This is a genomic window from Sorangium sp. So ce1153, from assembly GCF_051521595.1.
Lineage (GTDB): Bacteria > Myxococcota_A > Polyangia > Polyangiales > Polyangiaceae > Sorangium.
Genome location: NZ_CP150361.1, coordinates 6,012,012 through 6,028,016 on the forward strand (window position 1 = coordinate 6,012,012; position 16,005 = coordinate 6,028,016).

The 16,005-nt window shown below is 72.0% G+C and carries 13 protein-coding genes; 12 read left to right on the forward strand and 1 reads right to left on the reverse strand.

Going from position 1 to position 16,005, the window contains the following annotated elements:
- Positions 1–207: 207 nt before the first annotated feature.
- Entirely contained in the window at positions 208–2,049 is a 1,842-nt protein-coding gene (locus WME85_RS21400; RefSeq protein WP_437840555.1) for a DUF2169 domain-containing protein, read from the reverse strand.
- Between the two features lie 197 nt (positions 2,050–2,246).
- Between WME85_RS21400 and WME85_RS21405 the strand changes: the two genes are divergently transcribed.
- From WME85_RS21405 to WME85_RS21460, 12 genes are all read left to right on the forward strand, one after another.
- Complete coding sequence (locus WME85_RS21405; RefSeq protein ID WP_436618398.1) at positions 2,247–2,465, forward strand: hypothetical protein; 219 nt, start codon at positions 2,247–2,249, stop codon at positions 2,463–2,465.
- A gap of 13 nt (positions 2,466–2,478) precedes the next feature.
- The gene (locus WME85_RS21410) at positions 2,479–3,717 is read left to right on the forward strand and encodes a DUF2169 domain-containing protein (RefSeq protein ID WP_437840556.1); all 1,239 of its coding nucleotides are present in this window, start codon (positions 2,479–2,481) and stop codon (positions 3,715–3,717) included.
- 31 nt (positions 3,718–3,748) lie between these two features.
- On the forward strand, positions 3,749–5,182 hold the full coding sequence (locus WME85_RS21415; RefSeq protein WP_437840557.1) for a hypothetical protein: 1,434 nt from the start codon (positions 3,749–3,751) through the stop codon (positions 5,180–5,182).
- A 7-nt stretch (positions 5,183–5,189) separates the two neighbouring features.
- Positions 5,190–6,245, forward strand: a complete 1,056-nt coding sequence (locus WME85_RS21420) for a phytanoyl-CoA dioxygenase family protein (RefSeq protein WP_437840558.1) — start codon at positions 5,190–5,192, stop codon at positions 6,243–6,245.
- 92 nt (positions 6,246–6,337) lie between these two features.
- A complete protein-coding gene (locus tag WME85_RS21425; RefSeq protein ID WP_437840559.1) occupies positions 6,338–7,531 on the forward strand; it encodes an alpha/beta hydrolase fold domain-containing protein in 1,194 nt (397 codons plus the stop codon).
- Positions 7,532–7,875: 344 nt separating this feature from the next.
- A complete protein-coding gene (locus WME85_RS21430; protein ID WP_437840560.1) occupies positions 7,876–10,782 on the forward strand; it encodes a hypothetical protein in 2,907 nt (968 codons plus the stop codon).
- 13 nt (positions 10,783–10,795) lie between these two features.
- Entirely contained in the window at positions 10,796–11,647 is an 852-nt protein-coding gene (locus tag WME85_RS21435) for a mechanosensitive ion channel family protein (protein WP_437840561.1), read from the forward strand.
- A 221-nt stretch (positions 11,648–11,868) separates the two neighbouring features.
- Positions 11,869–12,723, forward strand: coding sequence for an urease accessory protein UreD (locus WME85_RS21440; RefSeq protein WP_437840562.1), 855 nt, complete (start codon positions 11,869–11,871; stop codon positions 12,721–12,723).
- A 10-nt stretch (positions 12,724–12,733) separates the two neighbouring features.
- Positions 12,734–13,075, forward strand: coding sequence for an urease subunit gamma (locus tag WME85_RS21445; protein ID WP_437311303.1), 342 nt, complete (start codon positions 12,734–12,736; stop codon positions 13,073–13,075).
- Between the two features lie 18 nt (positions 13,076–13,093).
- Positions 13,094–13,408, forward strand: a complete 315-nt coding sequence (locus WME85_RS21450) for an urease subunit beta (RefSeq protein ID WP_437840563.1) — start codon at positions 13,094–13,096, stop codon at positions 13,406–13,408.
- A gap of 178 nt (positions 13,409–13,586) precedes the next feature.
- Positions 13,587–15,308 (forward strand): urease subunit alpha, encoded by a 1,722-nt coding sequence (gene ureC, locus WME85_RS21455; RefSeq protein WP_437840564.1) that lies wholly within the window; start codon positions 13,587–13,589, stop codon positions 15,306–15,308.
- Position 15,309: 1 nt separating this feature from the next.
- Positions 15,310–16,005 carry an urease accessory protein UreE gene (locus WME85_RS21460; RefSeq protein ID WP_437840565.1) on the forward strand — a complete coding sequence of 232 codons (696 nt, stop codon included), beginning with the start codon at positions 15,310–15,312 and terminating at the stop codon, positions 16,003–16,005.

Below are 16,005 nucleotides of genomic sequence, written 5' to 3' on the forward strand. Positions count from 1 at the left end.
TCGCGCGGCCGATCGCGGACGATGTCGCTTCGCTTCCAGGGATAGACGGGGGGGCCGATCGGTGCGTGCGGCTCACGTCGCGAATGCTCGTTGGCAGCGCACCACTGGCGCGCAGCCACCCCTCGGACGTCTGGGCCTACGCGGCCGTGAAGAGGCTTCGGTCCGAGGGGCGCGGCACGCTCGCGGACCGCCAGCGATGCGACGACATCACAGCGCGGCGAGCGCGCGATCGACCTGCTCCGCGAGCGCGGCGCGGGCGGCGACGCGCCGCTGCCACACGCGCTTGAGCCGCATGCCGAGCAACGGGTCGAGCCCCTGGTCGGCGATCTCGAGCGTGAGCGTGCCGCGCCGCGTGGCCCTGACGAGGCGCGCGTACTGCGCGACGCCGAACCGGTCGGGGTGGCGCTGCTCCCAGGCGCTCACGTAGGCGTCGTCGAAGCGCTCGCGCAGGGCGCGCTCGCCGCGCTTCAGCTCGCGCTCCAGCTCGCCGCGCCAGCGCCGCTCGGCCTTCCGCCAGGTGGGCTCGTCGAGCTCGTGCGCGGAGAGCACCTTGCCGCGCACCGCGCCCTCGTCGGCGAGCTCCGAGGCGACGGCGGCGTAGCGCTCGATCGGGACCGGCTCCTCCGCGGGCGCGGCGCCCGGCGCCGGCTGCTCCTCGAGCCTCGGCGGCGGCGGGACCGGCGGCGGCTGCGCGCTCACGCCCGGCAGGGGCGCGCTCGGCGGCGGCTGCACGCTCACGCCCGGCAGGGGCGCGCTCGGCGGCGGCGGTCCCGGCGGCGGGGCCGCGCGCACCGGCGCGCGCACCTCGTCGATCCCCAGCGTGCCGCCCGCGCCCCCCTCGGGCCGGCGCGGCTCGCGCGGCTCGCTGGAACGCGACGGCCCGGCCGCCGCGGGCGCCGGACGCGCCGGGCGCCGCGGCGGCACCTGCGGGGCGCTCCCGACGCCCACGCCGGCGACCACCATCAGCCGCTCGCGCTGCGCCAGCTCGCGCAGGTCCACGTGGGCGCGCCAGGTGATCGTGCACAGCAGGCGATCGGCGTCGACGTGGAGGCCGTCGGCGTGAAAGACGAGCCGCTTCGGGGCGTCGGGATCGGCGTCGTCGAGGCCGTACACCGCCCCGTCGACGCGCGCGTCCGGCAGCGCGCTCTGGATGCGCGGGCGCTCCGGGTGGAAGCCCTCGAGCACGACCACCGCGCCGGGCTGGAGCGAGCTCACCCATTGATCCCGCGGGGCGCCCTGGAAGTACGTCCAGTCGATGCCGCTCGGCACCTCCATGACCGCCGCGTCGAGCCCGGCGCGCGCGCTCGCCGCGAGGCGCTTGCTGCGCGAGGGCCAGCTCGCCGCAACGGGGCCGAAGCCAGCCGGCCTCCGCGGATCGACCGGATCGAGCACGTTCGGCAGCTCGTCGTCGTCCTCGCCGCAGCCCGCCGGGTTGTCGGGCGCGCCGAGCCCGCCGGCGGCGCGCTCGTAGGTGATCGGCAGCCGCGCGAACGGATCCGGCGGCATCCCGGGCCTGGCGCGGCGGCCGACGACCCGCACGGCCTTGTCGAACCCGGGCGCGCCGCGCTGCACGAGCGCGAACCGCGCCGTCATCTCGGCGACGGGGCGGCCTCCCGGCGCGCAGGCGTGCCCGAGGGCCGTCACGTCCACGTACTGGCGGTAAGGGACCCTGTCGCTGGTCGCGATCGCGTGCGCCGTCGGGCCGCGGCGATGGAGCACGTCCTTCGCGCGGATCGGCTCCACGGTCTCGGCGGGCCGCATCGGCGAGGCGTCGATCGAGAAGCTGGCCTTGACGACGACCGTCAGCCGGAGCTTGCCCTCGTGGCGCCACGGGATCGAGTCGATCGCCGCCCGCGCCGCCGTCGCCGTCGCCGACGTCGTGAGCGGGACGCACACGACCCCGCCCATCCCGCCGGCCGCGCTGTCCGGGGAGAACGGCAGCGTCTGCGCCGCGAGCTGCTCGGCTTGCGCAGGGGTCAGCGGGAGTGTCGCCTGCTTCTCGCTCATGTCGCCGTGGTGCACGGTCGCAACCGCGCCACGGAAGGTCAAGCGCCTCTCCGCGGCCCCCGCGAGAGCAGCCGGTGAATCGCCGGCGAAGCGGACCGGAGCGCCGGCTCCGCTCGGCACGGCGTGGCGCGCCGAGCCGGTGAGCGCACGGACGTGGCTCGACGTGGGATGAGCACGCCGCCCGGCGCTTCGCCGCGAAATGCGCCCTCCGCCGCGCGCGCGCCGGGTACGATGGCGCGATGCCGCGCCCCGCCGACCCGTTCGATCTGCTGCCGGACGAGCAGCGCCACGAGCTCATGAAGGACACGGTCACGGCGATCTTCGGCCCCGCGCTGGGTCAGGCCTTCTGGGACCAGATGGAGCCGCTGCTCACCGACACGCGGCGCCAGCCGGGAGACGCGGCGGAGCCGGAGAAGAACCACTGGCGCGGCCGGTGGCGCATCTACGAGGCCGAGTGAGCGGGAGGCAGCCGTGACGGACCGCGAGACATCGTCCGCAGCGCCGGCGCCGGCGCCGCGACAGCGCCGCAGGACCGAGATGCTCTTGCAGGGCGAGCCCGACGGACAGCGGTGGATCGCGTGGGTCATGAAGCGCACCTACCGGATCCACAACGGACGCTGCGAGCTCGACGCCCCGGGGCGGCAGGAGGTCCTGCACGACGACGAGATCCCCTACAACGACAAGCGCAAGCCGCCGCGCGTCTCGCCGCCGCTCGTCGTCGACGACCTGCTCCCGTTCCGGCGGGCGACGGACGTCGTCGTCCAGGCGTTCGCGCACGCCTACAGGCCAGGGACGCGCAAGCTCACCGCCAGCGTGCAGTTCGGCGAGCACCAGCGCGAGATCGTGGTCCACGGCGACCGCGTGGGCGAGCTCGACCGCGCGGGCAAGCCGCGCTTCTCCGAGGCGACGCCCATCGAGGTGGTCCCGGTCCGCTACGACTACGCCTATGGCGGCGTCGACCTGACGGCGCTCGGCCGCAACGGCGACATCCTCGGTCAGTTCATCCAGGACGCCAGGCGGGGAATGAGCACGCTGTCCGACACGCCGTATCACTATCCCAGGAACCCTTGCGGCTACGGCTATCTCATGGAGCTCGACGCGGAGAGCTTCACGGGGCTGCCGATCCCGAACCTCGAGTACCCGTTCGACCCGCTGACGCCCCAGCGCCTCGCCGTGGGCAAGCCGACCCGGTGGATCCACGCCCCGCTCCCGGCGGGGTGGGACTTCCAGTCGATGGCCTGGTTCCCCCGGATCGCGTACCTCGGGCTCGCGCCTTCGTGCCAGCCCGACGCCAGGGTCGCCGAGGTCGAGCGAGGCTGGGCCGCCCAGGATATCCTGACGATCCCGCCCCTTTACCAGGACCCCGGCGCGCCGCTCCGGCTCGAGCACGCCCAGACCGCGTCGCCCGGGATGAGCGTCTCCGACCTCGGGCCGGGCGATTACTTCGAGCTGCGGAACCTCCACCCGACGAGGCAAGTCTACTCCTTCCATCTGCCCGACGAGGCGCCCCGGGTGCTGCTGGAGCTCGACCCTGGCCGGCTCACGGAGGTGGAGACGCACCTCTGCTCCGTCGTCGTGCGCCCCGTGCCTGGCGAGGTCGTCGTCGTGTGGAGCGCGCGGGCCCCCGTGGCCCTGGAGCTCACCGAGGAGCAGCGGATGAACCTGCGCCGCGAGGTGCGCTGGACCTCGGCGGCGCGATCAGCTCGATGACGGAGCGCAGCTCGATGAAGGAGCGCTGACGATGGGATACGGCTGTCTGACCGTCACGCGGTGGAACGTGTTCATCGGCCTCTCGTGGCACGAAGCCCTGTTCTGGTGGCCGATGCCGCCGCCCGGGGCCTATGTCCCCCAGAAGTACTGGCCGCACCTCACGTTCGGGCTCGTGAGCGGCACGCACCTCTTCTCGTTCTGGTCGGACCAGGGCAAGCGCGAGATCCAGCTCGACGGCGTGCACTGGATGGGGCGGGGGAGCGACGCGAGCCTCGTCGTCCCGCACGTGGATGTGGTCCAGGGGTGGAATCCGCTCCTGCCCTGGACCATCCTCTTCGGGAGCTCGATCTCCGTGTGGGGGACGAGCGGCGTCACGATCGGGTGCGACAACCCGATCTTCGGCGAGACGGCCTGCGATCTCGCGTGCTCGCCGTTCAAGACGGTGCCCTTCTCGATCCACCTCGCGTGCAACAGCCCGGTGAGCCTGCCGCTCGACTTCACCGTCGTCTGGGGCACCGCCAAGGCCGGCTTCACCTGGGCCGATTTCGTGGCGTGCCTCGTCGACATAGCGATCGAGATCGCGATGGACATCCTGATGAAGTTCGGCGGCCAGATCGCGGGCAAGATGTGGAAGGGTGCGAAGGCCGCGGGGAAGGGGGTGCTGAAGGGCGCCAAGGCGGTGGGCAAGGGGGCCGCGAACCTCGCGCAGCCGTTCGTCGAGCGGGCGGGCAAGGCGTTCATGCGGGAGAGCGCCGAGGAGACGCTCACCAAGATCCTCAAGGAGTCCGCCGAGGAGGCCGCCGACGACGTGGCCTCCAGGCTGGGCAAGCAGGCCGCGGAGAGCTTCTCCGACTCGCTGAGCCGGCTGCGGTCGCAGAGCGACGAGCTGCTCGAGGAGCTCGCGGAGGCCGCCGACGGCAGCCTGTGGAAGTCGTTCAAGCAGGGCGCCGCGGAGCTCGGGGAGGTCGCCGGAGAGCGGCTGAAGAGCGTGGGGAAGAGCCTGAAGTCCGCGGCGACGTCGGCCAAGGACACGCTCGTCGCGATCAAGACGTGGAAGAAGGTGACCGAGCAGAACCTCCTCCAGTCGAGGAGGGTGAGCGACGTTCTCAAGTACACCGCGCTGGCGAACGGGTTCAAGTACTCGAAGAAGGTCGGCGGGAAGGTCTACAGCTCCATCGACGCGCAGTACCACGATATAGGGGACCTCGACGCGAGCTCGGACGGGTACAGCTTCGGGCCGTTCGCGCTCGGCGACCGGAGCGGCGTTTACGAGGACATCGAGGGAGACGACGAAGAGGTGAAGATCGACAAGACCAAGCGCGGCGACCGGTTCGCCTGGCGGGGCGAGGCGGACGCGAGGGCGAAGGGGCGCGGGAGCGGGCGTTTCGCGTGGGCGGCGCAGGACGACGACGGGAGCAGCGAGGGCGCGGGCACGGACGATCGCTTCGCCTGGATCGCGAGCTAGGATTGCCATGAATCTGACCGGCCAGCGGCTCATCGAGATGCACCTGCAGCACGGAGAACGCCTGATGGCCAGCTCCAGGGGAGGAGCGTCGGTCGAGTGCGAGCCGCACCCCGACCTGCCGCATGTCTACACGGTCGACGCAGGCAAGCTGGCCGCTGGCGAGCCGTTCCGGTACGTGGTGCGGCGCGCCGACGGCACCCAGCGGACAGAGCGTTTCTTTGCCCACTCGCTCGACCGGGGCGGGCCCGTGGACGTGTGGGAGGGGATCCGCGCCGTCGACAACGCCTTTTACGCGGCCGAGATCAAGGAGCACTTCGAGCGCCGCGGGTTCGCCGTGATCCGGGGCGTCCTGTCCGCGGACGTGGTGAGCACCTTGAGCGCCGTCGTGAACCCCCTCATCGCGGACGTCTGGCGGGAGCAGCGGGCCGCGTACCGGGACAAGATCAACCTGGAGAAGGTGCTGCTCGGCGTGCCGTACCTCCTCCAGGCGCTGGCCGAGAAGCTGGGTCCGGTCCTGCAGCGCATCCTGGGAGACGAGGTGTTCCTGGAGTACGAGCAGGTCATGGTGGTGCGCGCGGGCTCATCGTACGCCACCCGGCGCCATCGGGACGTCGACGGCGGCAAGGACGGCTTCTCCGAGGCCTCCAGGCGCCACAAGGGCTCTGTTCACCTCTGGATCCCCCTCGTCGATATCGACGAGACGCGGGCGTGCATCTATGTCGACCCGTTCGACGCGCCCGAGCGGTCCCTCGAGATGACGATGCGGGCCGGCGACGCGCTGTTCCTGCACAACTACGTATGGCACGGGAGCCGCGCGAACACCTCTCTGCTTGATCGCGTCTCCTGGCTCCTGAACTTCGCGCCCGCGCCGAGCCGCGACGAGACCAACCCGAGCGCCGACCTCAACCTCCAGCTCCTGCGCGGCGGGGCGCCCGCCGATCTGTCCCCCGACGTCTGCTGCCGGCTGCTCCGGGAGAAGCCCTCGTTCTTGAACCTCTTCGACGCCTTCTTCACGTACGATCCATCCCTCCTGCGGATGGTCCACCCGGACAACCGACGGTGAACCGCGGCCTCGAGGGCGCCTGAGCCTCGTCGAGCGCGCGAGCGTGATGCTCGCCTTGTGAGTCGTCCGCTCCTCGCCCTATGCTCGCGCCCGTGGACTACCTGGCCGGCCTTCGCCTGCTCCTCGGCTTCCTTCTCTTCGGGGTGGCGCTGCTGGGGATCTTCAAGGCCCCTCTGGGCGTCCTCTGGAAGCCCGCGGTCGCCGCGACCGAGTGGGGCCACGTGCTCGCCGTCTTTCCGCTCCTCTCCTTGCTATTGCCGCCTGGTGGGGCAGGGGCGAAGAGGTGGATCGCGTCTGGCCTCACCGCGCTCGCGGTCCCCCTCCTGCTCTCCTCCCTGGCTCGAGCCCTCGTGTACGCGAAGGGGATCGAGGGGGAGCTCGCCGCGAAGCTCGGCGCGGTCCATCCTCCCGAGCTCCCCGGGGCCCCGGCGCGCCCCGCGCCCATCGTCCTTGGCGATCTCCTCTCGGTCTCCACGCCTCGCGTCGCGCCCACCCGGTATGTTTACCGCGAGGTCGACGGTCGCGCGCTGCACCTCGATCTGTACCGGCGCGCCGGCGTGCCCGGGCCTCTGCCCATCGTGGTGGTGATCCACGGGGGCTCCTGGAACAGCGGGGACAGCTCCCAGCTCGCCTGGCTCAACGGCTACCTCGCCGCCCGCGGCCTCGCGGTGGCGGCGATCAACTACCGGCTTGCGCCCCGGCACACCTTCCCGGATCAGCGCGACGACGTGCTCGCCGCCGTGACATGGCTCCAGGACAACGCCGCTCGCCTGGAGCTCGACCCCTCTCGCGTCGCCCTGCTCGGGCGCTCCGCCGGAGGCCAGCTGGCGCTCCTGGCCGCGTACACCGCGGGCGCTCCTGCGATCCGCGGCGCCGTCGCGCTGTACGCGCCATCGGATCTCAACTGGAGCTGGGATCACCCCACGAACCCGCTGGTCCTGGACAGCCCGAGGACCCTGAGCGAGTACCTCGGCGGGACACCCGCGCAGGTCAAGGAGCGCTACGACGCCGCATCGGCCATCGACTTCGTGGTCCCCGGCTCACCTCCGACGCTGCTCATCCACGGGACCCGCGACGAGCTGGTCTCCGTCGAGCAGAGCCGCCGTCTCGAGAGGCGCCTCGGCGAGGCCAGCGTCCCCCACCTGCTGCTCGAGCTCCCCTGGGCGACCCACGGCTGCGACGCCAACCCCGCCGGCCCCGGAGGACAGATCACCACGTGGGCCGTGGAGCGGTTCCTAGCCGCCGCCTTCCAGGGCGCGCCGTCGCGCGCCGCCGGGAGCCCGTGAGGCGCGTCATTGTGGAAGCGCCTGTCTAGCGCACCGATCAGCTTGAAACGCCCGGGAATGAAGAGATTTGAACCACAGAGGCACAGAGGACACAGAGGAACAACAAAAAAACTCTGTGCCCTCTGTGCCTCTGTGGTTCATTTTCTCGGGGCTTCAACCTGTTCGGTGTCCTAGCGGGTACGGCCCGCTCTCGCCTCGCGTGCCGGCGAGCATGACGGCGATATCGGCGGCCGTCCCGGGCGCCAGGTCTTCACCCGCTCGATGACCTTGAGACGGGCGAGCAGATATTCTATGTGCGCAGCGCGGAGCGCAATCAGCGCCTCTGGGGGAGCGTTACCAATTCGATGCGTCGACGCGACAAGGTAGGTTCAGCGGGCTTTCGCATTCGCGCGGCGCTCGCGGCGGCGCTCCTATCCGTCGCGGTCGGGCTGCCGGCGGCCGGCGCAGCGGAAGACGGCGGAGCGCCGGCCGCGGTCGCGCCCGGGAGGGGCGCTGCCGCGGCGGACGCCGGGCCCGATGCAGCGGTGGGCGTGGCGGACGCCGGGCCCGATGCAGCGGTGGGCGCGGCGGACGCCGGGCCCGATGCAGCGGTGGGCGCGGCGGACGGCGATCGCGGCGCACCAGCCGCCGGGGACGCGACAGCGACCCCTGCCGCCGGGGGCGCGGCGGCCGATACCGGCGCGCCCGCGGCCCCGGAGCCGCAGATCGCCGGCGCGCCCGCGCCGTCCCCGGAGGAAGCGCGCCTCGCGGAGGAGCTCGCCCGCGCCGAGCAGGTCCAGCGCGAGCAGGCGAGTCTCCGGCTGCGCGAGGAGCTCGCGGCGCGGCAGCGCGGGCGCGAGGCCGAGGAGCGGCGCGCCCGGATCGAGGAGCTCGGCCGCGAGGCGCGGGAGGTGGACCACGGCGGCCAGGCCGCGGACGCGCTGCTCCAGCGGGTCATGGCCGAGCTGCAGTCGCTGCGTCCGGAGGTCGACGCCGCGCTCCGGGATCTGACCGCGGCCCCCGCCGTGCCGCGCCTCGCGGCGCCACTCGAGCCGCCGGCCGCCAGCGACGCGCCGGGCGCCGCTCGGCCGCCCGAGGCCCAGCGGCTCGCGGCGCTGCGCCGCGCCCTCGCGGACGAGGCCGATGCCCTCGAGGTCGAGGCGCGCCGCGCCGCCCGGGAGCGCGCCGAGGAGGCGCTCGGCGCCGAGGAGGCGCTCGACGGAGCGCGCGAGCTGCTCCTCGCGCGGCTGAGCGACGCGCGGCGCGAGGAGGCGCTCGGCGTCGATCGCGAGGGGATGGACCAGCTCCGCACGGAGCTCTGGCACATCGCCGCGCGGGCGCGGTGGCACGGGCTCCGCCGCGACAGCGCCCTCGACGGCGCGCGCGCGGCGCTGCGCGACCCGTTCTACACCGCCGCCGCGATCGCGCGCGGCGGCCTCCTCCTCGCCGTGCTCCTCGCCGTGCTCCTCCTGGCCCGGCGGCGGCGGCGCCTGCTCGACGGCGCCCAGGCCGCGCTCGGTCGCGTGCTCCACCGGCCGCGCTGGCTGCGCGGCGTCGGCCGCGCGCACGCGGCGCTGTCGGCGGTCTCGGGCGAGCTGCTCTTCCTCGCCGCGCTCGTGGGCGTCCACGCGGCGCTCGGGCCCATGGCGGCGCGCGCCCGCGGGATCGAGCTCGGCTACTCCCTCCTGCTCTCGTACGCCCTCTACCGCCTCGCGCTCGCCGCCGCGCGCCACCTCGTCGCCTCGCGCGAGGCCTCACCCGGCGCGGCGGTCGGCGCGAAGCTCCTCCGCTCGCTCCAGACCGTGGCCCGCTATGCGCTGGCCGTGCAGCTGCTCCTGGCCCTGGCCGAGGGCGTGGCCGGCCGGGGGTACCTCCACCACACCGTCGGCCGCGCCGCCTGGCTCGGCGCCATCCCGCTCGCCTTGGTGCTCATGCGCCGGTGGCGCGACGACATCTGCGAGGCTTACCTGCGCGTGCGTGTCAACGACGCCGGGCCGCTCGCCGAGGCGGTGCGCGCGACCCGCCGCCGCTGGTACGGCTTCTTCGTCGCCATCGTCGCGTTCGTGGCGCTGGCGCTCGCCGCGCTCAGCCGCACGGCCCGGCGCTTCCTGCTCGGCTTCGAGTCGTCGCACCGGGTCCTCGCGTTCCTGTTCCGGCGGCGGATCGAGCGGCGCAAGGGCGCCGTCGTCGCGGCCGACGCGCCCTCCGCGCTGCCCGAAGAGCTCCTCGTCTGCCTGCCGGAGCAGCCGATCGAGGACCCGGCCCGGGGGCTCGACCATTACCCTGGCCTCGATCGTTTCGAGGGGCTGCTCGCCACCTGGAGGGACAGCGCCCAGGGGGGCTCGCTGCTCCTGGTCGGCGGCGCGGGCTCGGGCAAGACGAGCTGGCTCCGCGCGGCCGAGCACAAGGCGGGAGAGATCCCCTGCCAGCGCATCGCGCTCGGGCAGCGGCTGCTCACCGAGGGCGATGTCGTCGCCGTGCTCGGGGCCGCGCTCGACGCCCCGCGCGGCGCGCGGGAAGGCGCCGGCGCCCTCGCGGCGTGGCTGCGCAGCCAGCCGCGCCGGCTGTTCGTCGTCGACGACCTGGAGCACCTGTTCCTGCGCGGCCTGGACACGTGGGGCGCGTGGGAGGCGTTCCTGGAGATCGTCGAGCACTCGACCCCGCGGATGTTCTGGCTGTGCGCCCTCGCGGAGCACCCGTACCGGTACCTGGTCTTCGCCCGCGGCGGGGCCGTCGTCTTCCGGACGATCGTGCAGCTCGCGCCCTGGCCCGAGCCGAAGCTGGGCGAGCTGCTCGGCGGGCGGGTCCGGGCGAGCGGATTCGCGCTCTCGTTCGACGACCTCCTCCTGGACGAGGAAGCGGCCGACCAGCAGGCCTACGCCTCCGCGACCGAGCGGGACTACAACCGCCTCATCTGGGATTACGCGCAGGGCTCTCCGCGGGTCGCCCTCCACTACTGGCTGCGATCGCTGAGCCCCGCCGGCGACCGCCGCCTCCGCGTCCAGCTGTTCCGCGGCCCCAGCGGCGACGACCTGGAGGAGCTCGGCGAGCTGGAGCGCTTCGTCCTCGCCAGCGTCGTGTGGCACGACAGCCTGACCACCGAGGAGGCGTCGATCTCGCTCGGGTTCCCCCGGCTCCCGTGCGAGAACGCCCTGTCCAGGCTGGTCGATCTCGGCGTCGTCGACGACCTGGGGGGCCGTCACCGCGTCACCACCCGCTGGCAGAGCGCGGTCACGACCTTCCTCCTGCGCAAGCACCTGATCCAGCCGTGACGAGAGGACAGCCATGGAATCCGACGCAGACCTTGTCGAAAGCGCGAAGCTGATCGAGACGATCCAGGCGGGGGGCGTGCTCTCCGGCGTCGCGATCCTCGTCGTCACCTGGCTCCTCGTCCGGCTCGTCACCGCCGTCATCGAGCGCGGCAGCAGCCGTTATGTTCACCGGCGCCTCCTGCTCAACCAGGTCGGCACGCTGCTGCGCTTCGGCCTCTACATCGGCGGCATGGCCGTCGCGACAGCGGTCTCCATCCACCTCTCCCGCGAGGTCGTGCTCGCCCTGACCGGCACGGTGGCCGTGACGGTCGGCTTCGCGCTCAAGGATCTCGCCTCGTCGATCCTCGCCGGGTTGACGCTCATCGTCGATCGACCGTTCCTGGTGGGCGACCGGGTCAAGTTCGGCGATCTCTACGGGGAGGTCGTCGCGATCGGGCTGCGCTCGGTGCGCCTCGTCACCGAGGACAACCTGCTCGTGACGATCCCGAACAACAAGTTCCTGACCGAGGCGGTCGGGTCGGCGAACCACGGCCGGCTGGACATGGCGGTCAGCGTCCAGCTCTTCATCGCCCTGGATCAGGACATCGGGCTCGCCAAGCGCGTCGTGGAGGAGTGCGTCACCAGCAGCCGCTATGTCTACCTCGGGCAGCCGCCCTGCGTGCGCGTGAGCCAGTGCATCCTCGGCGACGTCACGGCGGTGCGCCTCGACGCCGAGGCGCACGTCCTCGACATGAAATACAAGCAGGACTACCAGAGCACCCTGACCGAGCGGGCGCTCAAGGCGCTGCGCGAGAAGCGCATCCTCCTCCACGGCGAGGCGCCCAGGGGCGCACCCCTGCCAGAGGGCGAGCGCGCGGCCGCGTGATCCGTGTCGAGCGGAGCCGCGGCGCCAGCGCTGCTTTCGCTCGGGTCAGCGGTCATCGCTCGGGTTCAACGCAGACCTCTGCCGTCTGCTGTCTGCCGTGCTCGTCCTTCGTGCGCGTTGTGGACAACGCTGCGTTCGCTGAAGTACAAGGGCCGGGCCGCATCGACGAGCAGCGGACGGTGGCGACCGGGGGTTGTTTGCACGATCGACACGGGCTCTCCATGGCTGACCCGAAGGACTACCCCGAGCACCACCTGGGGCTGCGCCGGGACGACGGGTTCCTCGAGGTCCGCTTCGAGCGGCACGGTCGCACGAGGCCGGTGCACCTCGCGCACCGCGCGCCGTGCCGCATGCTCTTCCCGCGGCAGGAGCCGGACGAGCCGCTGCTGGGGGTGTTCATCACGACCTCCGGCGGGGTGGCCAGCGGCGATGTCCTCCGGGTCGCCGTCGAGGCGGGCCCCGGCGCCACGGCCACGGTGACGAGCCAGGCTGCCGAGAAGGTCTATCCCTCGCTCGGCGCTCCCAGCCGCCTCTCGCTCGGTCTCCGCGTCGAGGCGGGCGCCGCGCTCGAGTGGCTGCCCCAGGAGACGATCCTCTTCGACAGAGCTCGCTTCGAGCGGCGCGTCGAGCTCGACGTGGCGCCCGGCGGGAGCCTCCTCGGGCTCGATATCGTCGTCTTCGGCCGGCTGGCCCGGGGCGAGCGCTTCTCGTCCGGCGCGCTGCACGACGTCTGGCGCGTCCGGCGCGGCGGGCGGCTCACGTGGGCGGACGCGCTCTCCCTCTCCGGCGACATCGCCGCGCAGCTCGCGGCCCCCGCGGGCTTCGGGGGCGCCACGGCGGCGGGGCTCGCGCTGCTCGTCGCCGACGACGCGGCGGCGTGGGTCGACGAGGCCCGGGCGCGGCTCGCCCGCGGCTCGAGCCGCGCGGGCGTCACGCTCGTCGGCGGGGCGCTCGTGGCCCGCGCGCTCGGCGCGGAGCCGGCGCAGGTGCGGCGCGATCTCACCGGTCTTGTCTCGTGGCTCAGGGCGGCGCGCTCGGGTCATCCGGCGCGCATGCCGCGGTTCTGGTCTATCTGAGGAGGAGTCGATGAATCTCACCCCCCGAGAGAAGGACAAGCTGCTGATCTCCATGGCCGCGATGGTCGCGCGCCGGCGGCTGGAGCGCGGCGTGAAGCTCAATTACCCGGAGGCGATCGCGCTCATCTCCGACTTCGTGATGGAGGGCGCCCGCGACGGCCACTCCGTGGAGGACCTGATGAGCCGAGGCGCGCGCGTGATCTTCGAGGATGAGGTGATGGAGGGCGTCGCCTCGATGATCCACGACGTGCAGGTCGAGGCGACGTTCCCCGACGGGACGAAGCTCGTCACCGTCCACAACCCGATCGGCCCGCGGCTCGGGATCCAGGCGTCGCCGCAGGACAAGGCGTAGAGGCGAGGAGGAGGTCTCATGATCCCCGGAGAGATCATCACCCCCATGGGGCAGGTCGATATCCAGCTCAACACGGGCCGGCCCGCCACCACGATCACCGTCAAGAACACCGGCGATCGGCCGATCCAGGTCGGCAGCCATTACCATTTCTACGAGGTCAACGAGGCGCTCGACTTCGAGCGCGAGAAGGCCCGCGGCATGCGGCTCGACATCCCGGCGGGCACCGCGAGGCGCTTCGAGCCGGGCCAGACGTACGACGATGTGCCCCTCGTGGACTTCGGCGGCGCCCGCGTCGTCGTGGGGTTCCAGGGGAAGATCAACGGTCCACTCTAGAACACCGATCACATTGAAATCTGGAGAATTTTCACAGGGAGGCGGGGAGGCGGGGAGGAAGAAAAGAAATGAATTTCTCTCTCTTGCCGTCTCTAGCTCCCCGCCTCCCCGCCTCCCTGTGAAATTCCTGCTTTTTCTCGTGGTTTCAACTCGTTTGTCGCTCTAGGAGACTCTGGCGATGCCTTATCCGATCTCTCATTCCAGCTATGCGAGCCTGTACGGCCCGACCCTGGGCGACAAGGTGCGGCTCGCCGACACGGATCTCCTCATCGAGGTCGAGCAGGATCTCACCGCCCTGAAGGGGTACGGGGAGGAGGTGTCGTTCGGCGGCGGCAAGGTGATCCGCGACGGCATGGGCCAGTCCCAGCGGACGCAGGCCGAGGGCGCCGTGGACACGGTGATCGTCAACGCGCTCATCCTCGACCACTGGGGCATCGTCAAGGCGGACATCGGCCTCAAGGACGGCCGGATCGCGGGGATCGGCAAGGCCGGCAACCCCGACGTGCAGGACGGCGTGACCATCGTCATCGGCCCCGGCACGGAGGTCATCGCGGGCGCCGGGAAGATCGTCACCGCCGGCGGCATCGACACGCACATCCATTTCATCTGCCCGCAGCTCGTCGAGGAGGCGCTCTGCTCGGGCCTGACCACGCTGATGGGCGGGGGCACCGGCCCGGCGGCGGGCACGGCCGCGACGACCTGTACGCCCGGCCCCTTCCATCTCCGGCGCATGCTCCAGGCCGCCGAGGCGCTGCCGATCAACATCGGCCTCTTCGGCAAGGGGAACACGAGCCGTCCCGCCGGCCTCGTCGAGCAGATCGAGGCTGGCGCCTGCGGGCTGAAGCTCCATGAAGACTGGGGCACCACGCCCGCGGCCATCGACAACTGCCTCGCCGTCGCCGACGCGTACGACGTCCAGGTGGCGCTCCACTCGGACACGCTGAACGAGGCCGGCTTCGTGCAGAACACGATCCGGGCCTTCAAGGGGCGGACGATCCACTCGTTCCACACCGAGGGGGCCGGCGGCGGCCATGCGCCCGACGTCATCGCGCTGGTCGGGGTGCCCAACGTGCTCCCGGCGTCCACGAACCCGACCCGGCCTTATACGGTGAACACGGTCGCCGAGCACCTGGACATGCTCATGGTCTGCCACCACCTCAAGAAGGAGATCCCGGAGGACGTGAAGTTCGCCGAGAGCCGCATCCGGGCGGAGACGATCGCGGCCGAGGACATCCTGCACGACCTCGGCGCCATCTCGATCATGGCGAGCGACAGCCAGGCGATGGGGCGCGTCGGCGAGGTCATCCTGCGGACCTGGCAGACCGCCGACAAGATGAAGCGCCAGCGCGGCAAGCTGTCGGAGGAGCGGCAGGACAACGACAACTTCCGCGCCAAGCGCTATGTCGCCAAGTACACGATCAACCCGGCCATCGCCCAGGGTGTCAGCCGGCACATCGGCTCGGTCGAGGTCGGCAAGCTCGCCGATCTCGTGATCTGGTCGCCTGCCTTCTTCGGGGTCAAGCCGGACATGGTGCTCAAGGGCGGCTCGATCGTCACGGCGCCGATGGGCGATCCCAACGCCGCCATCCCGACGCCGCAGCCCGTGCACTACCGGCCGATGTTCGCGGCCTACGGGCGGAGCGCGATCGAGAGCTCGGTCCTGTTCGTCAGCCAGGCGTCGCTCGCGCGCGGGGTGGGGGCGAGCGCGGGGCTGTCGCGCCCGCTGATCGCGGTGGAGAACACCCGGTCCGGGATCTCGAAGGCGAGCATGATCCACAACAGCGCCACGCCGCGCATCGAGGTCGACCCGGAGCACTACACGGTGAGGGCCGACGGCGAGCTGCTCACCTGCGAGCCGGCGAAGGTGCTCCCCATGGCCCAGCGCTACTTCCTGTTCTGATATGCGACGCGCCATCGAGGTTGTTCCCCGCGGGAGTTACCCTGAAGCCTCGGCCGAGGCGTGGGTGACGCTCGCCCATGACGATCGGCACCGCCGGCGGATCCGGCTCGCGACCGATCAGGGGTGGGAGTTCCTGCTCGACCTTCCGGAGGCGACCGTGCTCGGCGACGGAGACGGCCTCCGGCTCGCGGACGGCGCCTGGATCCGGGTTCGCGCCGCGGACGAGGATCTCGTCGCCGTCACCTGCCGCGAGGCGACGGACCTGGCCCGCATCGCCTGGCATATAGGCAACCGTCACATTCCGGCGGCCTTCGACGGCGCGCGGATCCTCATCCGGCACGATCACGTGATCGTCGACATGGTGCGGGGGCTCGGCGCCGAGGCGACGCCGCTGCGCGCCCCGTTCACGCCGGAGCGCGGCGCCTACGATCGGCAGTCGCCGCACGGGCACGGGCATTCCCACGATCACGGGCATTCCCACGATCACGGGCATTCCCACGATCATGGGCACTCCCACGATCATGGGCACTCCCACGATCATGGGCACTCCCACGATCATGGGCACTCCCACGATCATGGGCACTCCCACGACCACGACCACGGTCATGGGCATTCGCACGACCACGGGCACTCCCACGCTCACGGCCACGGGCACTCCCACGACCATGAGCACGATCGCGAGGACGGACACGGGTGA